General features: G+C 70.6%; 24 protein-coding genes, 1 tRNA gene and 1 pseudogene. 13 read left to right on the plus strand and 13 right to left on the minus strand.

All coding sequences use genetic code 11. The features are described from left to right. Positions 1–13: 13 nt before the first annotated feature. Positions 14–901: a hypothetical protein gene (locus EXE48_RS00325; protein WP_137710547.1), complete on the minus strand. Its 888-nt coding sequence runs from the start codon at positions 899–901 to the stop codon at positions 14–16. Between the two features lie 200 nt (positions 902–1,101). Beyond that, a complete protein-coding gene (locus EXE48_RS00330) occupies positions 1,102–1,689 on the minus strand; it encodes a DUF7344 domain-containing protein (protein ID WP_137710548.1) in 588 nt (195 codons plus the stop codon). Between the two features lie 320 nt (positions 1,690–2,009). Between EXE48_RS00330 and EXE48_RS00335 the strand changes: the two genes are divergently transcribed. The 4 genes from EXE48_RS00335 (at position 2,010) to EXE48_RS00350 (ending at position 7,195) form a co-directional block, all read left to right on the plus strand. Further along, positions 2,010–3,551 (plus strand): CARDB domain-containing protein, encoded by a 1,542-nt coding sequence (locus EXE48_RS00335; RefSeq protein ID WP_137710549.1) that lies wholly within the window; start codon positions 2,010–2,012, stop codon positions 3,549–3,551. Positions 3,552–3,660: 109 nt separating this feature from the next. Continuing rightward, positions 3,661–4,596: a hypothetical protein gene (locus EXE48_RS00340; protein WP_053771777.1), complete on the plus strand. Its 936-nt coding sequence runs from the start codon at positions 3,661–3,663 to the stop codon at positions 4,594–4,596. A gap of 163 nt (positions 4,597–4,759) precedes the next feature. Beyond that, positions 4,760–5,923, plus strand: coding sequence for a signal peptidase I (locus EXE48_RS00345; protein WP_137710550.1), 1,164 nt, complete (start codon positions 4,760–4,762; stop codon positions 5,921–5,923). 3 nt (positions 5,924–5,926) lie between these two features. Beyond that, positions 5,927–7,195, plus strand: a complete 1,269-nt coding sequence (locus tag EXE48_RS00350; protein ID WP_137710551.1) for a DUF5305 domain-containing protein — start codon at positions 5,927–5,929, stop codon at positions 7,193–7,195. Positions 7,196–7,229: 34 nt separating this feature from the next. Here EXE48_RS00350 and EXE48_RS00355 read toward each other — a convergent pair whose 3' ends face one another. Further along, positions 7,230–8,120, minus strand: a complete 891-nt coding sequence (locus tag EXE48_RS00355) for an NAD-dependent epimerase/dehydratase family protein (RefSeq protein ID WP_137710552.1) — start codon at positions 8,118–8,120, stop codon at positions 7,230–7,232. A 117-nt stretch (positions 8,121–8,237) separates the two neighbouring features. Between EXE48_RS00355 and EXE48_RS00360 the strand changes: the two genes are divergently transcribed. Next, entirely contained in the window at positions 8,238–8,462 is a 225-nt protein-coding gene (locus EXE48_RS00360) for a hypothetical protein (protein WP_053771773.1), read from the plus strand. 49 nt (positions 8,463–8,511) lie between these two features. On the opposite strand, the gene EXE48_RS00365 is transcribed toward EXE48_RS00360, so the two are convergent. Then, positions 8,512–8,706 carry a heavy-metal-associated domain-containing protein gene (locus tag EXE48_RS00365; RefSeq protein WP_053771772.1) on the minus strand — a complete coding sequence of 65 codons (195 nt, stop codon included), beginning with the start codon at positions 8,704–8,706 and terminating at the stop codon, positions 8,512–8,514. Positions 8,707–8,833: 127 nt separating this feature from the next. Between EXE48_RS00365 and EXE48_RS00370 the strand changes: the two genes are divergently transcribed. Both EXE48_RS00370 and EXE48_RS00375 read left to right on the plus strand, forming a co-directional pair. Beyond that, positions 8,834–9,424, plus strand: coding sequence for an AsnC family transcriptional regulator (locus EXE48_RS00370; protein WP_053771771.1), 591 nt, complete (start codon positions 8,834–8,836; stop codon positions 9,422–9,424). Between the two features lie 68 nt (positions 9,425–9,492). Continuing rightward, positions 9,493–9,644: transfer RNA gene (locus EXE48_RS00375), tRNA-Gln, on the plus strand. A 38-nt stretch (positions 9,645–9,682) separates the two neighbouring features. Here the strand turns inward: EXE48_RS00375 and EXE48_RS00380 are convergent. After that, entirely contained in the window at positions 9,683–10,108 is a 426-nt protein-coding gene (locus EXE48_RS00380) for a low molecular weight phosphatase family protein (protein ID WP_137710553.1), read from the minus strand. A 103-nt stretch (positions 10,109–10,211) separates the two neighbouring features. After that, positions 10,212–10,863 (minus strand): annotated as a pseudogene (locus EXE48_RS00385) (hypothetical protein). Between the two features lie 96 nt (positions 10,864–10,959). Between EXE48_RS00385 and EXE48_RS00390 the strand changes: the two are divergent. Next, positions 10,960–11,448, plus strand: coding sequence for a hypothetical protein (locus tag EXE48_RS00390; RefSeq protein WP_121599282.1), 489 nt, complete (start codon positions 10,960–10,962; stop codon positions 11,446–11,448). A 50-nt stretch (positions 11,449–11,498) separates the two neighbouring features. Here the strand turns inward: EXE48_RS00390 and EXE48_RS00395 are convergent, their stop codons facing one another. The 6 genes from EXE48_RS00395 to EXE48_RS00420 all read right to left on the minus strand — a co-directional run bounded on the left by EXE48_RS00395 (position 11,499) and on the right by EXE48_RS00420 (position 15,980). After that, on the minus strand, positions 11,499–11,876 hold the full coding sequence (locus tag EXE48_RS00395; RefSeq protein ID WP_121599281.1) for a hypothetical protein: 378 nt from the start codon (positions 11,874–11,876) through the stop codon (positions 11,499–11,501). A 45-nt stretch (positions 11,877–11,921) separates the two neighbouring features. Then, positions 11,922–12,431 (minus strand): hypothetical protein, encoded by a 510-nt coding sequence (locus tag EXE48_RS00400; RefSeq protein ID WP_137710554.1) that lies wholly within the window; start codon positions 12,429–12,431, stop codon positions 11,922–11,924. 435 nt (positions 12,432–12,866) lie between these two features. Continuing rightward, positions 12,867–13,919: an actin-like salactin gene (locus tag EXE48_RS00405; protein WP_121561684.1), complete on the minus strand. Its 1,053-nt coding sequence runs from the start codon at positions 13,917–13,919 to the stop codon at positions 12,867–12,869. Then, positions 13,916–14,401 carry a FlaD/FlaE family flagellar protein gene (locus tag EXE48_RS00410; RefSeq protein ID WP_053771766.1) on the minus strand — a complete coding sequence of 162 codons (486 nt, stop codon included), beginning with the start codon at positions 14,399–14,401 and terminating at the stop codon, positions 13,916–13,918. The genes EXE48_RS00405 and EXE48_RS00410 overlap by 4 nt, the downstream gene beginning before the upstream one ends. 182 nt (positions 14,402–14,583) lie before the next feature. Further along, the gene (locus tag EXE48_RS00415) at positions 14,584–15,417 is read right to left on the minus strand and encodes a phosphatase PAP2 family protein (RefSeq protein ID WP_053771765.1); all 834 of its coding nucleotides are present in this window, start codon (positions 15,415–15,417) and stop codon (positions 14,584–14,586) included. Between the two features lie 80 nt (positions 15,418–15,497). Continuing rightward, positions 15,498–15,980, minus strand: coding sequence for a zinc ribbon domain-containing protein (locus EXE48_RS00420; protein ID WP_137710555.1), 483 nt, complete (start codon positions 15,978–15,980; stop codon positions 15,498–15,500). Positions 15,981–16,118: 138 nt separating this feature from the next. Between EXE48_RS00420 and EXE48_RS00425 the strand changes: the two genes are divergently transcribed. From EXE48_RS00425 to EXE48_RS00435, 3 genes are all read left to right on the plus strand, one after another. After that, on the plus strand, positions 16,119–17,042 hold the full coding sequence (locus tag EXE48_RS00425; RefSeq protein WP_137704737.1) for a pantoate kinase: 924 nt from the start codon (positions 16,119–16,121) through the stop codon (positions 17,040–17,042). 76 nt (positions 17,043–17,118) lie between these two features. Next, complete coding sequence (locus EXE48_RS00430; protein WP_137704738.1) at positions 17,119–17,421, plus strand: AbrB/MazE/SpoVT family DNA-binding domain-containing protein; 303 nt, start codon at positions 17,119–17,121, stop codon at positions 17,419–17,421. Then, a complete protein-coding gene (locus EXE48_RS00435; RefSeq protein WP_199236330.1) occupies positions 17,418–17,894 on the plus strand; it encodes a PIN domain-containing protein in 477 nt (158 codons plus the stop codon). The genes EXE48_RS00430 and EXE48_RS00435 overlap by 4 nt, the downstream gene beginning before the upstream one ends. A 4-nt stretch (positions 17,895–17,898) precedes the next feature. Here EXE48_RS00435 and EXE48_RS00440 read toward each other — a convergent pair whose 3' ends face one another. Then, entirely contained in the window at positions 17,899–18,621 is a 723-nt protein-coding gene (locus tag EXE48_RS00440; RefSeq protein WP_137710556.1) for a hypothetical protein, read from the minus strand. 120 nt (positions 18,622–18,741) lie between these two features. Between EXE48_RS00440 and EXE48_RS00445 the strand changes: the two genes are divergently transcribed. Both EXE48_RS00445 and EXE48_RS00450 read left to right on the plus strand, forming a co-directional pair. Further along, positions 18,742–20,133: a signal recognition particle protein Srp54 gene (locus tag EXE48_RS00445; RefSeq protein ID WP_053771762.1), complete on the plus strand. Its 1,392-nt coding sequence runs from the start codon at positions 18,742–18,744 to the stop codon at positions 20,131–20,133. Between the two features lie 89 nt (positions 20,134–20,222). Beyond that, the gene (locus EXE48_RS00450; protein WP_137710557.1) at positions 20,223–21,440 is read left to right on the plus strand and encodes an MFS transporter; all 1,218 of its coding nucleotides are present in this window, start codon (positions 20,223–20,225) and stop codon (positions 21,438–21,440) included. Positions 21,441–21,467 lie beyond the last annotated feature (27 nt).

Below are 21,467 nucleotides of genomic sequence, written 5' to 3' on the forward strand. Positions count from 1 at the left end.
GGGAGTGTCTCGTTTAGTCCGAATTGCTACCGGAATCCCCGTTCTCGCCGGCCTCTTTGAAAATTCCTACATTCCACGGAAGATCGCCTTTGTTGATCCCGGAGCTCGGGCGATAGAAGGTCTGATCTGTCTCACGGAACCGGATCGCAAGCAGGTGACGGTCGTTCACTTCACTGTTCCCTGACGCGCTCCCGGAGTTGATGTTTCCGGTTCCGTTCCAATCGCGCGTCTGTGTGATACCGTCTGAGTCTGGATTATCGGCGAACCAGAGGTCGAGCGTGTAGTTCCCAGACGCGCCGTCGGTGCTCGCGTTTCGAGCTCCGTTGAACGTGAGGCCCTCAATTTTCGCGGGAGTTCCTATGAGTTCAAACATCCGCGTATCGCCGAACAACCGAGCGGCGACGCCCGTCCCTTTGACCATAATTGTGACCTCGATCTCGGGCGTTTGTCCGGGCGAAATTCCGTCGATCTCTGCGGATATGTGTGCCTTTCCAGGTGGCTTGAACGTTTCCTCAGCCGACTGAACGTCGTATTCTGTCCCGAGACCCTCAATCGAACTCGAGCTCTTCGAACTTTTCTCGGGGGGCTCGACCTCGACCGTGACATCTCCGATCACGTCAGCACCCTGATCATCGATCTCGAAGCCCACCAGCCCGATCGCGTGGTTCGAACTGAAGCGGTTCCGCACGGTCACCAAGGTTAGACGGTCTCCGGACGATACAGGTACCTTCCCGTCCGCATTCTCTTCCGGGGTTTCGTACCCTATGAATGCTTCACTGTCGTCGACCACGTTCAATTCGACGTTCCGCTCCGCCTCCATACTACTGAACGCGCCGGTCCCGACGCTCATTGCCCCGGAACTTGCGCCGCCGAGCAGGAGGATAAAGTTGCGTCGTTTCATGATGTGCGTGGGTCCGACACTCGCTTACTGACTGACAACACGTGTCGTGCACTTAATGTTATGAGCCGTCGGAAGCGGGTATCGGACCGCTTGAACGCCTGTGACATCGGCCTGAACTCCCGTGACATCGGCCTGAACCTCGTTCTCGCCCCCGACCGCGGCTCCTCGTCCGTCCGCGCTCCGACCCGGTCGCCGGTCAGTCACTCGTGGTCCACTTCGGGCGGCTCCTCGCCGCGACCGACCTCCATCTCCGCGGTGTAGTACTTGTGCGCTAACGCCGAGAACGCGAACGCGACGACGATCGCCAGCGTCCACGCCATCTCGGGGAGGACGGTGAACGGCCACACCCCGATCCACACCGCCGACACGAGCGCGGCGGCGACGCCGGAGAGCCCGAGGTAGTACTCGCTCCACGGTATCTCTCGGCCCTCCACGACGTCCAAGTACACGTCCACGTCCGTCAGCGCCGGCGTCGGCTCGACGACCCCGCGCGCCTTGTTGAACTCCACGACCCCCGCGTCGTCCATCTTCGGCAGGTGCGACTGCTGGAGGGCCGTGTACACGCGCTTCCGCTCGCTGCTGGATATCTCGGCGGTGTCGATCCCGTTCTCCCAGGCCGCGATCTGCTCCGCCATCTCGCCGATCTCGACGGCGTCGTCCGGCTCGCTTTTCAGCAGGTGGACCGCGAACCGGCGCCGCTGGTTCGCCAGTACGTCGAACAGATCGTCCTCGGAGATCTCCGCCGCCGGCTCTGCCCCTCCCGTCTCGATCTGCTGTGCCGACGCCATTAACGTCAGACAAATATGAACACGCCAACATAAAACTACGGGTTGTGATAACTCTACAACGTTTATCAGCGTTCACGATACTCCGTGCGAATACGGCTGAAACTCTTGTTTTGGGCGTCTTGAGTGGTTCTATGGCGCATTTCAACTGAGGGACAGCTTACTCGATCGCGTAAAACACACCGGGATTATCACATCCCGAACCACTTCCCGGAGCGGCGACGCCGGGGTCACGAGCCGCTCTCGGGTCGCTTGATCAACCCCTTCCGGACTTCAAGCACAGCATAACCAAGTCCCTTCGAGGGGAAGAGGCGATCAGCTATATGTCTACCGTCCGCCGGACCCTTCTCCTCGCCATCGTCGTCGCCGCCGCGGGAGGCCTCGCCTTCGCCACGGGAGCGGCGGTGGTCGACGGACCGGCGGACACGTTCGCGGAGGAGCGCCTCGCGGTCCAGCCCGTCGAGGGACCCAACGGCGCCTACGCGTACCTGAACGACGACGACGAGATCGTCGTCGACGTCTCGGGGTCGAACCCGAAGCTCCCGAGCGACTTCGAGGGCGTCAATCCGGGGACGCTCGCGTCGGCCGACGGCGTGTTCACGATCACCTACACGGCCGACGAGTACGCCCGGGTCTGGATCGAACACCCCGAGGAGAACGTCACCTTCGTCGCGGACGGCGCCTCGATCGAGGGCGCGTCGAACAATATCACGCTCGGCCCGGACGAGACCGTCGCTGTCGGCCTCGAGGTCGACGCGCGCGGCGCCGTCGCCGGCACGCAGCTGGGCGGCGACGACTTCGACATCCGCGCACAGGTCGCCGACCCCGAGTCCGTCGACTCGCCCGATCCCACGGACGAGGCGGACGAAGGGAACGAGGGCGACGGCGCCAGCACCACGGTCAGCAGCCCCGTCCCGACCCGGAGACAGTTCCAGGGCTCGGACTTCCCTCGGGGCGAGTGGGTCACCTTCGACGCAGGCGCGATGGAGATCGTCGGCGGCGACGTGACGCTCGACCGCGTCCGGATCGAGAGCGCGAACGGCCGCGACGTCGCGTTCGAGACCGTCGGGCGACCGGAGCCGTTCGCGTCGGCCGGACCGATGAACGACTCTCGGGGGGCGGCGCCGGTCGGCTACTTCGAGTTCGACCACACCTCCACGGACGAGGACGTGTCCCGCGTCAGGTTCTCGGTGAGCGTCGACCGCGACTACCTCAACGAGACGGGCGCCGACCCCGACGACGTCTCGCTGTACCGCCGGTCCGCGTCGGCGCCCGACGGCTGGAAGCGGCTGGAGACGGAGCGCGTCGACCCGGCCGTCCGCCGCCTGCTGGACCTGCCCGAGGACCGGGTCCACCTCACGGCCCCGACAGACGACTTCTCGGTGTTCGCCGTGGCGACCGACCGGGCCCGCATCCGCGCGGCCGACGCCTCGCTCGACCGCGGGGCCGTCAGTGCGGGCGAATCGGTCGTCGTCCGCGCGACGGTCGCGAACGGGGGGCGGGCCGACGGCGCGCGCGACGTGACGCTCACGGCGGACGGCGAGCCGCTCGCGACGCAGCGGGTCGAGCTCGACCCCGGCGAGCGCACCGTCGTCGCGTTCGAACCGACCTTCGACGAGCCGGGCGAGTACGACGTCGCGGTCGACGGCGCCTCGGCGGGGACGCTCGCGGTCGGCGACCCGGCGAACGGCGACGGGGACGACACCGCCTCGGTGGGAGACGGGACCGACGACGCGGCGGCGACGACCGACCCGCCGACGGAGGAGCCGAGCGGGATCGACCCGTCGAACGTCGTCGGGCTCGCCGTGTTCGTCGCCATCGTCCTCACGGCCGTCGCGCTCGTCCGGCGGATGCCGCGGTCGTGACGCGCGCTCGCGGCCGGCTCCGCGCTCCTCGCGCGACCGCCGGGCGACAGTTATCACCGCTGGATCGCGGGACCACAGAGGTTAAGCGACCGTCACCGGAGGGAGACCCGTGAGCGACCTCTCGTCCGAGACGGACCGCTCGGTCCCCGGCCGCGGCGGCAGCGACGGCCCCGTCCGCGACCGCGACGCGGGCGCTCGCTCGGGCTACGCGGCGTTTGCCGACGAACTGGTCGCCCGCGCCCGCGTCGTCGACCTCCTCGCGCTCTGCGTCCCGCCGATCGCCCTCGCCGCCGTGTTTGCGCTCCCGCGGGCGACCCGGCGCTCGCTGGCGTTCGCGTACACGGACCCCACGCTCCTGTCGGCGTTCACGGCGCACTACGTCCACCTCGGCGCCGACCACCTGCTCGGGAACCTCGCCGGGTACGGGCTGCTCGCCGGGGTCGGCTACGCGCTCGCGGTCCTGGGCGGGCGCCGGCGGCTCTTCTTCACCGCGTTCGTCACCTACCTCGCCGCCCTCCCGTTCGCGCTGTCGGCGCTGAACCTCGCCGTCCCGCGGAACGCGATCGGGTTCGGCTTCTCCGGCGTCAACATGGCGCTCGCCGGGCTGCTCTCCATCCTGTGGTACTGTTACGCCCGCGAGCAGTTCGCTCCCGGGGCCTCCGTCGCCGCGCTGCCGGCGGTCTTCTTCGCGCTCGTGGGGTGGATCGCGCTCCTCGCGCTGCCGGTCTCGACCGAGGGGGTCGGGATCGCGGGGCTGTCGGTCGGCGTCGCGGGCCCGCTCCTCGCGCTGCTGTACGCGGCCAGCAGCGAGGTCCGGCTCCCGCGACCGCTCCGGGCGCACGCGAAGTCGGTCGCGGCGCGCCCGGGCTACGGCGACCTGCTCGCGGTCGGCGCGGTGATCGCCGTGGGGTACCCCGTCGTCGGCTTCCCGTCTGACCCCGCCGGCGGCGGCAGCGTTGTGAACCTCTACGTCCACCTCCTCGGGTTCTGCCTCGGCTTCATCGCCCCCTTCGCGCTGTTGGCCGCCGGCGTCTTCGACGAGTGACGCCGCCGTCGACCGCCCCGATTCGCCTCCACCCACGAACTTATTAGGGCACGCCGACGTTCAGCGATCGACGGCTACCTGACGATCGGGCGACAGGAATCGCCGCGCGGCGGCGGCCCCCCCGAGACCGTTCCCGGCCCGTCTCCGAGCCGAGTCCGACACCATGTCCATCAAACGAACGCTGTCCGTGGCCCTTCAGGCGGCCGCGGTGCTGGTCGTCGTTTCGCTCGTCGTCGGTCAGTTCCTCGGACAGCCGATCCTGCTCAGCTACGTCGAGACCGGGAGCATGCAGCCGACGCTCTCGCCCGGCGACGGGTTCGTCGCGATCCCGGCGCAGATCGCCGGCGGGATCGGGCCGGGCGACGTGGTGACGTTCGACGCCCAGGAGATCCAGGGCGGCGGGCTGACGACCCACCGCGTCGTCGAGGAGACCGAGCGGGGGTACATCACCCGCGGGGACAACAACCCCTTCACCGATCAGGACGGCGGCGAGCCGGTGGTCCAAGACGCGGACGTCGTCGCGAAGGCGCTCCAGGTCGGCGGGGGCGTCGTCGTGATCCCGCACCTCGGCACCGTCGCCATGGGCTTCCAGTCCGCGTTACAGTCCGTGCAGACGTGGCTCGCGGTGACGTTCGGCGTTCGGTCGTTCCAGGGGACGCAGGGGCTCGCGTACATCGTCTTCGGGCTGTCCATCGTCGCGTACGCGGTCGACTGGTACCTCGACGCCGGCTCCCGCGACCGCGAGTCGCGCGACCGGTCGCGCGACGACGGCACCTCCGTGTTCGCGATCCTCGGCGTGCTGGCGCTGGTGCTGATGGCCACCGCGACGGCCGCGATGGTCGTCCCGGGCGGGACCCAGGAGTACGGCGTCGTGAGCGCCGAGTTCGAGTCCGAGAACCCGACCGTCATCGAGCGCGGCACGAGCCAGGAGATCGAGTACGTCGTCCCCAACGCCGGGCTCGTCCCGGTGTACGCGTACGTCACCCCGGCGAGCCCCGGCGTCGACGTCGAGCCGCAGCGCCTCGCCGTCGGCAGCCGCGGCGAGGCGTCGACGACGGTGACACTCTCGGCGCCCGACGAGACCGGTTACTACCGCCTGTTCGTCGTCGAACACCGCTACCTCGCGGTGCTGCCCTCGGGCGTCGTCGACGAGCTGTACGGCGTCCACCCCTGGGCGCCGCTCGTCGCGATCAACGGCCTGCTCGGCGGCGGCATCGTCGGGATCGGACTGCTGCTGCTGCGCGGCGAGCCCGCCCGGATCCGGTCGCGCGGCTCCCGCGAGCGCCCCCCGCTGTACAAGCGACTCCTCCGCGAGCTCTACAGGTAACACATGTCTTCAGCGCCCGACGAACGTCGACTCCGACTCCGCGCCGTACTGAACGCACAGTCCACCGCGATCCTCGCGGTCTGTCTCCTCCTCGTCGCGGTCGGGGCGGGGCTCGTGTACACGACGCACGTCGACCCCGAGACGGAGACGGAGCAGCGGACGGTCTCGTCGCTCACCGTCGAGAGCGAGTACCGCCACAGCGCGACGGTGACGGAGCCGAACGCCGTCTTCGAGACCGGGCGCGTGCTCGACGGGCGCGACACGTACTTCACGCGGGTGGCGCCGGAGCTCGACGTGAGCGTGGCGACGAGCTACCGCACGTCGACCGCGGAGAACGTGACCGTCCAGGTCGACTCCGCGCTCGTGATCCGCAACGTCGGCGAGGAGGGGACCGTCTACTGGCGCGAAACGGAGCCGATCGCGTCGGAGACGGCCTCGGGCGTCGCGCCCGGCGAGACCGTGAACGCCTCCTTTACGCTCAACAGCACGGCGATAGACGGCCGCGTGGCCGCGATCGAAGAGCAGCTCGGCGCCTCGCCGGGCGAGACGGAGACGTTCGTCACGACCGAGGTCGCGGTCGACGGGTCGATCGGGGGCGTACCGACGGCCTCGACGCAGACGCTCGACATGACGGTCACCCACGGTGGCGACACCTACTCGGTCTCCGAGCCCGGCGTCCAGTCCGACACGACCGAGCGGACCGAGCCGGAGACCGTCGACCGGGAGTACGGCGCGCTCCGGTCGTTCGGCGGCCCCCTCCTCCTGCTCGTCGGCCTCGCGGGCGCCGGCGGCGTCACCTACGCGAGACGGGAGTACGACCTCGCGCTCACCGAGGCGGAGCGCGCGTACCTCTCGTACCGCGACGACCGCTCGGAGTTCGCGGAGTGGATCACGACGTTCCGGCTCCCCGCGTCGGTCCACGAGCGTCCGACCGCCGAGGCCGGGTCGCTGCGCGACCTCGTCGACTTCGCGATCGACAACGACACCGGCGTCGTCGAGGACCCCGAGACCGGCGCCTTCCACGCGGTCGCCGGCGAGTTCGTCTACACCTACCGCCCGCCCGCGCCGGCGACGGGCGACGGCCCCGCCGACGGCGAGGCGGTCGCCGGCCCCGCCCCGGGAGCGACGGCCGCGGTCAGTCCGGACTCGGCCGCGACCGCCTCGACGCCGGCCGAGGACGGCGACTCGCCGGACGCCGACCTCGACGCCGCCGACCTCGACGGTTCCACCGCCGACGCGACGGGGTCCGACGGGCGGGACGAGCGGGACTGACCTCCTGGCCGCACTCGCCGTCACCGACCGCGATTCAGCCGTTTTCGTCCGCGTTCGCCTCGTCGTCGCGCCAGGAGTGTGCCGGCTCCCACCCGAGCAGCCGCTCGGCCTTCGTACAGTCGAAGACGGACTCGTCGCCGTCGAGGTCGCAGTCGGCGGGGAGGTCGCCGCGGACCGCCTCGATCGTCGCGGCGGTGTCGCGGCCGAGGAAGTTCTCCGCGGCGACGATCAGCACCGCCTCGTGGCCCTCGATATCGGTCTCTGGGTCGATCGCGGCCTCGATCGCCGAGACCGCATCCCGCACGTCGACGTACGACCAGCAGTTGCCGCTCGGCTCGGCGGTCGCGGGGTCGAACGTCTCCCGCGCCTCGCGGCGCCGCTCGCCGCCCGGGTAGGTCACCCACGAGAGGCGCAGCGAGACGACGGGGACGCCGTGGCGGCGGGCGGCCGCGGCCGCGACCTCCTCGCCGACGACCTTCGAGAGGCCGTACGGGTCCTCCGGCTCCGTCGGCGTCGCCTCGTCGATCGGGAGGCGCTCGGGGAGCCAGTCGCCGTCGGCGAAGACGGTGCCGTAGCAGCTCTCGCTCGACGCCCACGCGATCCGGGCGCCCGCGGCGCCGGCCGCGTCGAAGACGTTGTACGCGCTCTCGACGTTGTTCGCGAACACCCGCGAGCCGGCGTGGTCCTCGGGGTGCGGGATCGCGGCGAGGTGGACGACCGCGTCGGGCGCGGCCGCCCCGATCACCTGTCGCGTCTCCCCGTAGTCGGTGAGGTCCGCCGCCGCGTAGTCGACGCCGTCGCGGCGCTCGTCGCTCGGGGGCGTCCGCCGGTCGACGGCGACGACCTCGCGGCCCGCGTCGGCGAGCGCGTCGACCGTGCGCGCGCCGACGCCGCCGGCGCTTCCCGTGACAAGTACGGTGTCCATGTCACCGCGAGCGCGACTCCGGGACATAGGTGCGGCGATCCCGGGACGCTCGGTCGCGCCGGTCGCACCGGTCCCGCCGGGCGCAAGGGCTATGCTCGCGGTGTGCGTGTGTAGGTCATGGCAACGAGTAGCAACGGCACGATCGCGCTCGGGCTCGGACTCGGCCACGCGCTCGGCGCCGGCACCGGACTCGCGGTGGGCGCGACGACCGGCGACCTCGCCTTCTGGACGGGGCTCGGCATCGGTCTCGGGGCGGCGTTCGGCACCGCTGTCGGCGTCGCGGCCGCCCGCGAGCGCCCCTCGGCGGGCGCCGAGCCGACCGACCGGTCCGGCTCCGTCTGAGCGGGCCGCCGAGGCGGGCGCCGACGCTCCGCGGGCTCGACGCCGTCGCCTACGCCGATGCCTCGTAGCCGGCGTCCTCGATGGCGGCCACGACGGCGTCGACGTCCACGTCGCCCTCGACGGTCGCGGTCCCCGCCTCGTGGTCGGCGCTCGCGGACTCGACGCCCGGCAGCTCACCGAGCGCGTCGGTCACGTTGTCCTCGCAGCCGGTACACGACATGCCGTCGACGTTTACCGTCGTCATGTCCGGGCGTAGCCGCCGCGGACACAACTGCCTTTCCGTCGTCCCCGCAGGCGACCGGTTCCCGGGGTCGCTCTCGCGTCGCTCGACCGTCGGACCGCTTTTGACCGCGCCGGTCGAACGCCCGCCCATGCGCACCCTCGACGAGACGGACCGAGAGATCATCCGGCTGCTGCTGGCCGACGCGCGGCGCCCGTACAGCGACATCGCCGAGCGCGTGGACCTGTCGGCGCCCGCGGTGTCCGACCGCGTCGACCGCCTCCGCGAGGTGGGCGTGATCGAGGGGTTCACCCTCCGGATCGACGGCGACGCGCTCTCCGACGGGCTGCGGGTCCTCGCGACGCTCGCCGTCGCGCCCGCGGACGCCGAGCGCGTCCACGAGTCGGTCGCCGCCCACGAGCGCGTCGAGCACGCCTTCCTCACCGCCGACGGCGAGGTGACGGTCGTCGCGCGCGTCGAGGAGGGGACCGCCCGCGACCTCGTCGACGACGCGGTCGGCCTGGACGCCGTGACCGAGTTGTCGGTGCGGCCGCTCGACGCCCACGACTGGTCGCCCGCCGTCGGCGACGCGGACCTCGCGGTCGAGTGCGTCGAGTGCGGGAACACCGTCACCGCCGAGGGGGAGTCGGCCCGGATCGACGGGACGCTGTACCACTTCTGTTGCGGCTCCTGCCGGGAGAACTTCGAGGAGCGCTTCGACCGGATCGAGGAGGGCGCGTAGTCGGGGGACGCCCCCGACGCGCCGCGGAGAGTAACGTACTTGAGTGCCCGCCGGTTAGCCGAACTCGCAGTCCCGTGGTGTAGTGGCCAATCATAATGGCCTTTGGAGGGAATCCGTCCGCGTTCGCTGCTCAAACGCGGCTGTTGGGCGTTTCTGCTGGAACGCCCCGTCGGATACCCGAAGTCAGCCATTGACGGCGGTTCGAATCCGCCCGGGACTATTTCCGGCCGACTTGTGGGCCCCGCCGTTCGACACCCTCTACGCCTCGTCGAAGAACTCGTCGAAGAGGGCGACGACTCGCACCTCTATCTCGTCGCGGATCTCGCGGACGCGCTCGATTTCCTGCCCGTGCGGGTCGTCGAGCGCCCAGTCGCGGGCGTCGACGCCGTCGGCGAGCGTCAGCGTCGAGCACCCCATGGTGGCGACGACGTCGCAGGCGTTCAGCTCCGCGGTCGAGACCTCGCGGGGGACGCGATCGGAGAGGTCGATATCGAGCTCTCCCATCGCTTCCACGACCTCGGGATGGACCTCGTCGGCCGGATGCGTGCCGCCGGTGACGACCTCGACGCGGTCGTCGAGGCCGCGCTCGCGGCGCTCGCGCTCCGCGAACGCCGCCGACATCTGGCTGCGACCGGCGTTCTGGACGCAGACGAACCCGAACGTCACGACGTCGTCGTCGTTCATACCCGTGCGTCCCGGCGCGCCCGATTAACGCTTCCTAAGAGGGCTATAGAGCGCTATGTATTCCGCGCGTCGGCGCCGAGGGGCGGGCATCGGCGACGGGCACTCACTCCAGCACTACCGAGAACCCCCACGCCGCCGACGACCGGGGCTCGGCGTCGTCGGACACGACCGCCATCGTCGTCTCGAACCGGTACTCGCCCACCGGGAGACAGGCGTCCTCGCCGGGCGTCGCGTACAGGCCGACGAGCCGCTCGCTCGACTCGCCGGGGTCGAGCGCGAACGTCCGGGACTCCTCGGTCGTGGCGATCGCGTCGGTCAGCCGCCAGCAGTCGGGTTCGGCGGGATACTCGCCGTCGGCCGGCAGGCAGACGAGCGCGTTGCTCCCGTCGGAGACGTACTCGAAGTGGACGGCGCGCCCTCTCGCCGACGCGCACCCGTTCGTCGCCCGCGTTCGTCAGCGTCGTGCGTAGCTGCGGCGGGTGGTCGGTCGTCGCGGCCTCGCTCGTGACCTCCACGCTCGGCTGGACCGGGAAGTCCATGTCGCCGTCGGTGGCGACGATCAAGACGCCCGGGCCGCCGGTCCCCTCGGGGCGCGTCCCGCCGGCGTCGCCGTCGTTCCCGTCCGACCCCGGTAGGCCGTCGCTGTCGGACCCGTCGCCGTCCGGGCCCGTCGACGCACACCCGGCGAGCGCGATCAGTCCGCCCGCGCTCGCTCCGCCCACACCCCGGAGGTACCGCCGTCGAGTCGGTGTCATCGGTCCGACAGCACCAGTGAGGGTATAGCGTTGTTGTCGGGGATCCGCCCGCCGATCGTGTGTGTCATTTTTTACCATGCGGATCGTGGGTGTCCCATGGACATCTCCGATTACCGGGCAGAGGTCGCGGCGAACCGGCGCGAACACGGCTTCGAGGCGGTCGACGGGCGGACGGACGAGTTCGACCGGCTGTGGACGGCGCGCGAGACGGACGACACGGTCGGCGAGGTGGTCGTGCTGGCGACGCTCGTCGAGGCCGACGGGGCGGACGCGGAGACGCTGCTCGACGCCGCGGCGGCGTTCCGCGACGTGCTGGCCGACACCGTCGACCCCCGACCGGGACGCGCCGACGGCGGCGAGGCGCCGACGCCCGTCGGCTACGTGACGCTCGCGACGCCGGACCCGGACGCGTCGCTGCTCGACGCGATGTCCGGGTTCACGGTCGCGAAGCGACGGACGAACGTGTTCCCGCTCGTATACGACACCGAGGCGGAGCGGCTCCACCGTCACAAGGTCCCGCGGCTGAAGGGTCGCGGCATCTACCGCCGACAGGCGATCGACGCCGAGCGCCTCTTTGGCGTATAACTAGTCGATTCCCGATTGTTCCGCCCTCGGTCCGCTGCGTACGGCGACAATTATGCTGGGTGGCTCGTGCCGGTAATCGTCACGAACCGGCCGTCACGAGAGACCGCTATGTCCTCCCACGAGCGCATTTGCTCCGACTGCGGGTCAGCGGCGAACGTCTCCGCGTCCTCCCGGGTCTCGAACGCGAGAACTCGTGTGGCATTCTCCGTCTCGGCACTCGTGTGAGCGGTGCCGCTCGCCGCCGGTTCCCCGTCGGCGTCGGCGACCTCGACGCCAGGTGGCTCGGCGCGGACAGTCATCCCGGTGCCAAGTCGACGGACAACACCCGCCAGCGTTTCGTCCGTGGCAGTGTACCGTCCCTCGCCGTCACGGGCATCGATGATCGCCTCGACGGCCGCACGCTTATCGCCCAGCGGGTCGGGTGCCATACTGGCGAAGGCCTCGACAACGACCCCGGCCTTGATGCCGACGACTCAGTCGGTGTCGGGGGCACCGAACAGGCGATACCCTTCGTACTCGTCGAGCGGTTCGAACGCCTTCTGAATGGGCTCACCCGATTCGGGGGTCTGGAACTCTTCGACGATTTCCTCGGCGAGGAGGTCCGTCTCCAGTACGGACAGTCCTCGTCCGCCGGCACGAATCTCCATTGCTGCTCGGCTCGGCTCGATGTCGAGTACCGGGTGCGCTTTGCCGTCTTGATACAGCGCCGTCGACTCGAAGGACGCTCCCCGGTCCTGTAGATACGTTGCTAGCTCGTCGAAACGCCGGACGCGGAACGGGTACCAGCGTTGGGCCGGGTCGGTGTCCGAAGCGAAGACGCGATCAGGCGCTGGGAGCCACGTGGCGGGGTAGGGAATGTCGGGGCTCCCGTCGATGACTGACCCGACCCCCGAACAGCCAGCCAGGCCGACGAGCGTTGCCGTCGTGGCGGCCGTCTTCCCGCGACGGAGCAGGGTTCGACGCGTCCAGGAGGGCTTTTCCATATGTGCGGCAATGCCTGCTCTCCCGGCAAGTCTCTTGTGGACGGCGTTGCCGGCGAGTCCGCTGGAAGGGTCGCCTGGTTCGCCTCGTACCGGTACCGCCCCCCTGTCTATCGCTCTAGGCTCCCGTGAGTAACGAGTGACCACTGACCGATACGCGCACTGTATTCGGCACGGCTCGAAGAACATATCACCTGCTGAAGATCTCACCAGAGCTGAATAATTGATAGTGGATCGACCGCGAACACCTCCAAAGCCCCAGCCGTACCGCACAGCCTCACACCTCCCCAGCCTCGCGGTTCCCTCCGCTTCGCTCCGGTCGCCGCAGTCCCCCGCACGTGTCTGCGAGCGCCACCGCGTTGGCCTCGATCGGCGGAGCGCGGATCGGCCGCTGTGAGAATTAAAATTGGTAAAAAAACCGGACCGCTCGCGCGCCGCTCAGACGAGCCGCGCCGCGATGCGCGCCGCGCCGTCCGCGGCCGCGGTCGCGGGGTCCTCGGGCGAGACGACCTCGACGTCGCGGTCGAGCTCCTCGCTGAGGCGCTTCTCGAACTCCTCGGTGAGCCCGGGGATACACGCCATGCCGCCGGTGATGGCGAGCGGGCGTCCGAGCGCCAGCTGGTAGGGTTTCATGTGGTCGTTCGCGAGTTCGGGGAGGAACTCGTTGGCGACGACGTCGACCGCCTCGTCGATGTACCGGTCGATCGGCTCCTGGACGCCGCGGTCGACGGTGAACTCGTGGCTCCCGCCGCCCGGCTGCTGGACCACGTCGGTGAACGGCTCGAAGTCGTACACGTCGCCGTGCTGCTCCTTGTACTCCCGAGCGGTCGTCCGGTCGATGTGGACGCGCCCCTGCGTCTCCTCCTCGACGGCCGCGACGATGCGGCGGTCGACCTCGTTGCCCGTCACCGAGCCGGTCGAGAACGGCGAGAGCTGCTCGCCGCGCCGGTAGGCGCACGCCTCCATCGTCGTCGAGCCGAGGTTCACTGACACGAACACCTCGTCGATCGCGTCGAGGTCGTCGCCGTAGGCGGGGATCGCCCCGCACAGCGACTCGGGGTAGCTCCGCGTCTCGACGCCGCCGATGGAGGAGCCTTCGATCACCGACTTGAGGTTCTCAACGCCGGCCTCGTTGTCGATGGTCGGCACGGCGTAGACGACCGCGCTGTCCTCGGGCACGTCGTGGGCGTCCACGACCGCCTCGAAGAAGCGCTCGGCGTCGGCGACGCTGTCGTCGTCCTCGGGGAGCCCCGAGCGCAGCATGAAGCGCACGCGGTCGGGGTACTCGACCGCCGCCTCCTCCCCGAACAGCACCTTCTCCTCGCCGGTGATGGCGTCCTCGTAAGTCGCCAGGCAGGTCAGCACCGAGTGGCGTTCGCGGCCGCCCCGCCCGTCGGGGATGTCGAGCACCGTTCGGGTGCTGCCTAATTTCACGCCGACCGCCGCCGATTCGTCCGATTCGTTGATGTCCGTGGATTCGTCGTCGCTCATTGGTCACTCGCACACGAAGCGATCCGGACGATGGAGACGAGGCTGATCCGGTGGTCCGCGGGCGTGAACGGCCGGTCGCGCGTCGGGGCGTCGAACCCCTCGAGGCGGCGCGTCAGCGCCGCGACCGCGTCGTCGCCGACCCAGTCGAGCTCGCCGTAGTAGGACAGCGCGTCTCGGGCCCGCACGTGACCGCCGACGTCGACGAGGTAGCCGAGCCACTCGCCGAGCTCGCGTTCCGCCGCCGGCGACGCCGGGATCGCCGTCAGGTACGGCTTCTCTCCCGCGCCCCCGCCGTTCAACCGCGCACCACGCCGACGCTGGAGCAGCTCCGTGAACACCGCCGAACGCGCCGCCTGCTCGGCTCGGTTCCGGTTCGGCCGCCGGAGCGCCCGCTCCCGAGGCGCTCCGTCCGCACCGTCTCGCGGTGCGTCCGCGATCCGGCGCAGCTCCCGTACGTCGTACCGTCGTGGATTCAGACTCATGTTCCGTCCGTCGTTCGCGTCCGTACCGGCACTGTCGCGGCGGGGTTATATGATAGTTGGCCCTCAGTTATCAGCGGTGAGAAACTACCGCGCCGGCGGGCCCGACGGCGAGCCGGTTCGGGCCCTGCTCACGGCGAGCCGGTTCGGATCCCCCGCTCACGGCGAGTCAGCCGCCCCGCCGCTCAGCCGACGATCCGGTTCGCCGCCGCGACGCTCCCCGCCGCGAGGACGCCGCCGGCGACGACGTCCGTGACCCAGTGGATGCCGAGGAACACGGTCGCGACGACGATGCTGCCCGCCAGCGCCCCCGCGACGTAGGTCCACCACGGGAACTCCTCGTGGGTCGAGACGGCGGCGAGGAACACGGTCACAGACAGCGCGGCGTGGAGGGAGGGGAAGACGTTCGTGGCGGCGTTCACCTGCGAGGTGAGCTGGGTGACTCCCCCGAACCAGTCGAGGAGCAGCGGCTCGACGGGGGCCGCGCCCGGGTCGGCGCCCGGCGCGGTCGGGTAGTTGCGCGGACCGTACGCGACGACCCCGGCGTAGCAGGCGATCGCCACCGCGTAGTTGACCGCGTACGCCGCGACCAGCCGCTTCAGCGGGCGCAGCCGTTCGGCGAACGCGTACGCCGCGACCGGGAACGCGACCAGCACGACGTAGCCGACGACGTACATCGGGCCGAAGTAGTACACCGCGGCCCGCGGGACCGCGTCCTGTATCGCGGCCACGAGGTCGCCCTCTATCGCGTAGACGGCGGTCGTCGCGCGGTAGCCGTACTCGAAGGAGAACGCCTCGATCCGCCGGATCGACCCCTTGTTGACGGCGAGGACGAGGGCGAGCCCCGCGACGTACGGCGCGATCCCGACGGCGCGCTCGCGGAGCAGGTCGCGGTCCGAGAGGACGGCCCGCATGCGGTCCGGACCGACGCAGACCGGAAGCAGCACCGCGAACGCGGCGAGCGCGGCGCCGCCGACGAGCCCGGCCACCCCGACGAACCCGGCGGCCGACGCGGTCATCGCGACTCACCGGTCATCCGTTCACGGGCACGCGGGGCGGCGGAGCAATCAGTCTCTCGGTAGCGGTGGGGCCGTCCGCGTCACCGGGCGTCCGACTCGGCCCACGGGAGCGGTTCGGTACACCAGTGACAGAAGTCGAGGTCGGCGTCGACCTCCTTGCCGCAGTTGGGACAGGCCACCTCCACCGTCTCGCCGTCCTCGCCGGTCGCGGCCGCCGGCGGCGGGGACTGGACGCCTCCCGGGCCCTCGTCGCCGTCGGCGCTCGCGGCCCGCCGCCGCATCGCCTCGGCGCGGCCGACGAGGTACGCGTCGAGCGCCGACAGCGCGGACAGGAGCACGATGGGCAGCGTCACGTCGGTCGGGACCGCCGCCGTCAGCGCCGCGGGGTCGGCCAGCGGGTCGACGGGCTCTACGTCGTACAGCGCGAACAGCGCGACCCCGCCGCCGACGATCGTCAGGTGCCACAGCAGCGCCCGCCCCCACCGGCGCAACGCGAGGTGGCCGAGCCCCGGGAAGACCAGCGCGAGCAGGGCCGCGAGGACGGGGCGCAACTGGTTTCGCATACGGCCCGGCTTCGACCGGCCGGTACTTAGGCCTGCGGTGTCGCCCCGAGCGCCCCCGTCGGCCGAGCCGTCCCCCGGTCCGCGACCGCTCCGGTCGGGATAACAACCGTTAATCGCGGCCCGCTCGTCGGCGGGCACATGAGCAGCCAGCGGGCGACCGCGTTCGTCCCGGGCCACGTCACCGCCTTCTTCAGCGCGCACCCGGCCGACGACCCGTCGGTCGCCGGATCGCGCGGCGCGGGCCTGACGCTCACCGACGGCGTGACCGTTCGGGTGTCGGCGCCGGACGGCGCGGTCGACGCGACGGCGGAGAACGGCGAAGCGGACGACGGTATCACGGCCGACGCGAGCGATCGCGACGCGAACGCGGACACCGGTTCGCGCACCATCGACGGCGAGGCCGGGTCGATCGGTGCGGTCGACGACGTGCTCGCGGAATTAGACGCGCTCGGCGCCGACGCGGCGGTCGAGACCGACCTCCCGATCGGCGCGGGCTTCGGCGTCTCCGGCGCCGCGGCGCTGGGGGCCGCCCTCGCCGCGAACGACGCGCTCGACCGCGGCCGGTCCGAGAACGACCTCGTCCGAGTCGCCCACGCCGCGGAGGTCGGTCGCGGGACCGGGCTCGGCGACGTGGTCGCGCAGGCGCGCGGCGGGCTCCCGGTCCGGTTGGAACCGGGCGCGCCGGGGGTCGGCGAACTCGACGGCGTGCCGGCGACCGCGCGCGTCGAGTACGTCACGTTCGGCGAACTGTCGACCGAGGCGGTCCTCGGCGGCGACACCGACGCGCTCACGGCGGCCGGGGAGGACGCGCTCGACCGGCTCCGCGCCGATCCGCGCCTCCCGACGCTGATGGACGCGGCCCGCGGGTTCGCCCGCGAGGCGGACCTCCTCGTCCCCGAGGCCGCCGAGGCGATCGACGCGGTCGACGCGGCCGGCGGCGAGGCCGCGATGGCGATGCTCGGCCGCACCGCCTTCGCGCTCGGCACCGGGCTCTCCGACGCGGGCTACGACCCCGAGGCCTGCCGGATCGACGCCGCGGGCGCGCGGCTCGTCGACGACTGAGGGTGCCTCGGAACCGGTACCCCCTGAACCACTGAGTAATACTTATACTGTAATACTCACAAAGTATAACAGTAGCATGCCTCGCGTCACCACGAAGGGACAGGTCACGATCCCGAAGGAGATCCGCGACGCGCTCGGAATAGAGCCCGGGGACGAGGTCGACTTCGAGCGCGTCGGATCCGAGTATCGGCTCCAGAAGCGGGCGCCGACCACAGAAGACGGCGACGACCCCTTCGAGAAGCATCGCGGAAGCGCCGACAGCGACGAGACGATGCCGGAGCGGATGCGTCGACTCCGCGGCGAGTACCCGCGAGAGGTCGATGATTTGCCAGAAACCAACGAGGGTTCCGACGACGAGACGACGGGCGCCGACTCGTGACGACGGCGATCGACACGAACGCGTTCCTCGCGCTGCTGTACGACGACGAACACGCTGACGCAAGCGAGGCGGCGCTCAGGCGCGCGTATCGAGACGGAGCGGTCGTTGCCGCGCCCGTCGTCTACGCCGAGCTCGCGGCCGACGGTCGCTTCGAGTCGCCGGCTGACCTCGATCGGTTCCTCGCGGACTTCAGCGTCGACGTGGTCGAGCCCTCGCGCGAGGCGCGCTTCGCCGCGGGCGAGCGGTTCCGGGAATACGTGGACCGTCGCCCGGACGGAATCCAGTGTCCCGCGTGCGGCGAGAAGCGGTCGGTTGACTGCGAGGCGTGCGGCGAGTCGCTCTCGCCGCGTCAGCACGTCGCGGCCGACTTCCTCATCGGTGCGCACGCCGACCTCGACTGCGACGGGCTGGTCAGCTTCGACGAGGGGTTCTACTCGACGTACTTCTCGTCGCTGACCGTATATTCCGCGTGACCGGTTATCGGGTTCTGTCCCGCGAGAGCCCGCGTAAGTCCGGGTGATCGCGGGGATCGATCGGCGGCTCCCGGTCCTGTGCCGCGGACGAATCGGAAGCGATCCGATCACGAACCTCTTGCCACTCCTCGTGGCGGCACAGGACGTTCACCGGCATTTCGTCTATTTCGAGCACGGATGCGACTGCCGCCCGATGGAACCCCTCGCACAGCTGGACTTCCCCGTTCCGCCCGATCGCGACGACCGGCTCGAGCCGGTGGACGTACGCATTCTCGAAGTCGTTCTCGGCCGATGCGGGTTCGTGCTCGGCCTCGGCGTTCGGTCGATACCCCTCCGCTTCGATCGACCGGATCAGGTCGTCCAGGTACGCGAGGCGGACCCGACGGTACTCGTCGGCGCTCTCGTATCCGCGGACGCGCTCGCCGGCCTCGAACCGCTCCTCCGCGCGGCGGTACAAGGGGGTCTCCTCCCACGGATCCCCGTCCTCGTACCGCCGTCGAATCGACCGGTAGACGGCCGTCTCGCGGAGCGACTCTCGCCCGTCGATGTCCCAGCTACCGCCCTCGACGCGGCCGATCCCTCGGTCGAGGCGAAGCCGCTGGTTGTGGTCTCGCAGGTCCGTCGGGTCGACTCGTATCACCACCCACGGGTCCGCCGGCGCCCGGTACCGTCGCTCGTTCGCGAACGCGTGCCACCGAGTGTAGTAGCGGAGTCGGTCGAGGTCCATCGGCGCGAACGATCCGTGGTCGCGGGGGGCGCCACTAAGCCGTTCGCCTCGCGACCGGCGACGTCCCCCGCCACCGCCGACGAACAAAGCTTTACCGCGTCGCCCGCCTATCTCCGGCAAATGGTACTCGACGACCTCGGCACGTCCCTGCGGAGCAGCCTCGACAAGCTCCAGGGGAAGTCCCGACTCTCCGAGAGCGACGTCGAGGAGATCGTCAAGGAGATCCAGCGCTCCCTGCTGTCCGCCGACGTCGACGTCTCTCTCGTGATGGAGCTGTCGGACTCGATCAAGTCCCGCGCGCTCGAAGAGGAGCCGCCGGGCGGCACCACGGCGAAGGACCACGTCCTCAAGATCGTCTACGAGGAGATGGTCGAGCTGGTCGGCGACTCCACCGAGCTCCCCTTAGAGAACCAGACGATCCTCCTCGCCGGCCTCCAGGGGTCGGGGAAGACCACCTCCGCGGCGAAGATGGCCTGGTGGTTCTCGAAGAAGGGCCTCCGCCCCGCGGTGATCCAGACGGACACCTTCCGGCCGGGCGCGTACGACCAGGCGAAGCAGATGTGCGAGCGCGCCGAGGTCGACTTCTACGGGAACCCCGACAACGACGACCCGGTCGACATCGCGCGGACGGGCCTCGAAGAGACCGCGGACGCCGACGTTCACATCGTCGACACGGCGGGCCGCCACGCGCTCGAAGACGACCTGATCGCGGAGATCGAAGAGATCGAGGGCGTCGTCGACCCCGACCGCTCGCTGCTCGTCTTAGACGCCGCGATCGGCCAGGGCGCGAAGGAGCAGGCCCGGCAGTTCGAGGAGTCGATCGGCATCGAGGGCGTCGTGATCACCAAGCTCGACGGGACCGCGAAGGGCGGCGGGGCGCTCACCGCGGTCAACGAGACCGACTCCTCTATCGCCTTCCTCGGCACCGGGGAGACGGTCCAAGACATCGAGCGCTTCGAGCCCTCCGGGTTCATCTCGCGGCTGCTCGGGATGGGCGACCTCAAGCAGCTCTCCGAGCGCGTCGAGCGCGCGATGCAGGAGACCCAGGAGGAGGACGAGGACTGGGACCCCGAGGACATGCTGAAGGGGGAATTCACCCTGAAAGACATGAAGCGGCAGATGGACGCGATGAACAAGATGGGGCCGCTCGACCAGGTGATGGACATGATCCCCGGGCTCGGCGGCGGGATGATGGACGAGCTGCCGGACGACGCGATGGACGTCACCCAAGACCGGATGCGCCGCTTCGAGCGCATCATGGACTCGATGACCGAGGAGGAGCTGGAGAACCCCCGCGTCGTCGGCCAGTCGCGCACGGAGCGGATCGCCCGCGGCTCCGGCACCGACGAGGAGACGGTCCGACAGCTCTTGGAACAGCACTCGATGATGGAGGAGACCATCGGCCAGTTCCAAGGGATGGGCGAGGGCGACATGCAGCGCATGATGAAGAAGATGGGCGGCGAGGGCGGCGGCCTCGGCGACATGATGGGCGGCGGCAAGGGGCCGTTCTGATCGGGTCGGCCGTCGCCACCGGTCGCGTCGCGACCGGTCCTCTGCCTCCTTCCGGCCTTTTAATTCGGTGACCGGTCAACGACGACTCGATGAACCGAGACCGGATCGGCGAGTACGACGCCCTGATCCTCGTCTCGCTCGTCTGGTTCCTCGGGAAGTTCGTCCGCTACCTCTTCCCCCCGCTGTTCGAGTCGATCCAAGGCGCCTACGGCGTGAGCAACGCCGTCATCGGGACCGCGTTCACGGGGTTCATGATCGTGTACGCCCTCCTCCAGTTCCCGAGCGGCGCGGTCGCCGACCGGCTCGGACCGGTCCGGGTGATCGTCGCGGGCGCGCTCGTCGCCGGCGCGGGCTCCCTCGCGGTCGTCGTCGACGCCCCCTTCGCCGCGCTGGTCGCCGCGATGCTCGTCATCGGGGCGGGCACCGGCGTCCACAAGACCGTCTCGGTGCGGCTGATCGCCCGCGTCTACCCCGCGCGCACCGGGCGGATGCTCGGCGCGCACGACACGCTCGGCGCGATGGGCGGCGTCGCCGCGCCCGCCGTCGTCGTCGCCGTCCTCTCGGCGCCGCCCGCGTTGGCGGCGGTCCTCGCGCGGCTCCCCGGCGCGGACTGGCGGGCGCCGTTCCTGCTCACCGGCGTCCTCGCGGTCGGGCTCGCGGCCGCGACCGCGGTCCGGCTCTCGGGGTCGGCGGCCGCCGACGGCGCGACCGACGGCGACGACGACCCCGGCGCCGCGGCGTACCTGCGCCTGTTCCGGAACCCGCGGTTCGCGGCGTTCGTGCTGGTGACCGTCGCCTTCTCGTTCGCGTACAACGGGACGGTCGCGTTCCTCCCGCTGTACCTCTCCGAGGCGGCCGCGCTCCCCGCGACGACCGCGAGCCTGCTGTACTCCGCCCTGTTCGCGGTCACGTTCGTCCAACTCGCCTCCGGCGACCTCTCGGACCGCCTCGGACGCCTCCCGGTGATGGTCGCCGCCCTCGGGCTCGCGACGGCCGCGCTCGGCGGCCTCGTCGCGCTCGCGGGCGCCGGCGCCGTCCCGCTCGGCGCGCTCGTCGTCGCGCTGGGGCTCGGGTCCCACGGCTTCCGCCCGGTCCGCGGCGCCTACCTCGTGGAGGCGCTGCCCGACCGGCTCGCCGGCGGCGGGCTCGGCGTCGTCCGGACGCTGCTCATGGGCGGCGGCGCGCTCGCGCCGAGCGCGGTCGGCATCGTCGCCGACGCGGTCGGCTTCCGACCCGCCTTCGGACTGCTCGCCGGGTCGATGGGGCTCGCCGCGGTCGTCGCCGCCGGGCTCTGGGCGACGGAGTGACCGGTCGGCGGCCCGTCGAGCCCGCGG

The organism is Halorubrum sp. ASP1 (assembly GCF_005435135.1).
GTDB classification, from domain to species: Archaea; Halobacteriota; Halobacteria; order Halobacteriales; family Haloferacaceae; genus Halorubrum; species Halorubrum tropicale.

What these genes read in the sequence shown, in the direction of transcription:
- EXE48_RS00325 (WP_137710547.1), bottom strand. Translation starts at nt 901, where the DNA reads ATGAAACGACGCAACTTTATCCTCCTGCTCGGCGGCGCAAGTTCCGGG.
- EXE48_RS00330 (WP_137710548.1), bottom strand. Translation starts at nt 1,689, where the DNA reads ATGGCGTCGGCACAGCAGATCGAGACGGGAGGGGCAGAGCCGGCGGCG.
- EXE48_RS00335 (WP_137710549.1), top strand. Translation starts at nt 2,010, where the DNA reads ATGTCTACCGTCCGCCGGACCCTTCTCCTCGCCATCGTCGTCGCCGCC.
- EXE48_RS00345 (WP_137710550.1), top strand. Translation starts at nt 4,760, where the DNA reads ATGTCCATCAAACGAACGCTGTCCGTGGCCCTTCAGGCGGCCGCGGTG.
- EXE48_RS00350 (WP_137710551.1), top strand. Translation starts at nt 5,927, where the DNA reads ATGTCTTCAGCGCCCGACGAACGTCGACTCCGACTCCGCGCCGTACTG.
- EXE48_RS00355 (WP_137710552.1), bottom strand. Translation starts at nt 8,120, where the DNA reads ATGGACACCGTACTTGTCACGGGAAGCGCCGGCGGCGTCGGCGCGCGC.
- EXE48_RS00360 (WP_053771773.1), top strand. Translation starts at nt 8,238, where the DNA reads ATGGCAACGAGTAGCAACGGCACGATCGCGCTCGGGCTCGGACTCGGC.
- EXE48_RS00365 (WP_053771772.1), bottom strand. Translation starts at nt 8,706, where the DNA reads ATGACGACGGTAAACGTCGACGGCATGTCGTGTACCGGCTGCGAGGAC.
- EXE48_RS00370 (WP_053771771.1), top strand. Translation starts at nt 8,834, where the DNA reads ATGCGCACCCTCGACGAGACGGACCGAGAGATCATCCGGCTGCTGCTG.
- EXE48_RS00380 (WP_137710553.1), bottom strand. Translation starts at nt 10,108, where the DNA reads ATGAACGACGACGACGTCGTGACGTTCGGGTTCGTCTGCGTCCAGAAC.
- EXE48_RS00390 (WP_121599282.1), top strand. Translation starts at nt 10,960, where the DNA reads ATGGACATCTCCGATTACCGGGCAGAGGTCGCGGCGAACCGGCGCGAA.
- EXE48_RS00395 (WP_121599281.1), bottom strand. Translation starts at nt 11,876, where the DNA reads ATGGCACCCGACCCGCTGGGCGATAAGCGTGCGGCCGTCGAGGCGATC.
- EXE48_RS00400 (WP_137710554.1), bottom strand. Translation starts at nt 12,431, where the DNA reads ATGGAAAAGCCCTCCTGGACGCGTCGAACCCTGCTCCGTCGCGGGAAG.
- EXE48_RS00405 (WP_121561684.1), bottom strand. Translation starts at nt 13,919, where the DNA reads ATGAGCGACGACGAATCCACGGACATCAACGAATCGGACGAATCGGCG.
- EXE48_RS00410 (WP_053771766.1), bottom strand. Translation starts at nt 14,401, where the DNA reads ATGAGTCTGAATCCACGACGGTACGACGTACGGGAGCTGCGCCGGATC.
- EXE48_RS00415 (WP_053771765.1), bottom strand. Translation starts at nt 15,417, where the DNA reads ATGACCGCGTCGGCCGCCGGGTTCGTCGGGGTGGCCGGGCTCGTCGGC.
- EXE48_RS00420 (WP_137710555.1), bottom strand. Translation starts at nt 15,980, where the DNA reads ATGCGAAACCAGTTGCGCCCCGTCCTCGCGGCCCTGCTCGCGCTGGTC.
- EXE48_RS00425 (WP_137704737.1), top strand. Translation starts at nt 16,119, where the DNA reads ATGAGCAGCCAGCGGGCGACCGCGTTCGTCCCGGGCCACGTCACCGCC.
- EXE48_RS00430 (WP_137704738.1), top strand. Translation starts at nt 17,119, where the DNA reads ATGCCTCGCGTCACCACGAAGGGACAGGTCACGATCCCGAAGGAGATC.
- EXE48_RS00440 (WP_137710556.1), bottom strand. Translation starts at nt 18,621, where the DNA reads ATGGACCTCGACCGACTCCGCTACTACACTCGGTGGCACGCGTTCGCG.
- EXE48_RS00445 (WP_053771762.1), top strand. Translation starts at nt 18,742, where the DNA reads ATGGTACTCGACGACCTCGGCACGTCCCTGCGGAGCAGCCTCGACAAG.
- EXE48_RS00450 (WP_137710557.1), top strand. Translation starts at nt 20,223, where the DNA reads ATGAACCGAGACCGGATCGGCGAGTACGACGCCCTGATCCTCGTCTCG.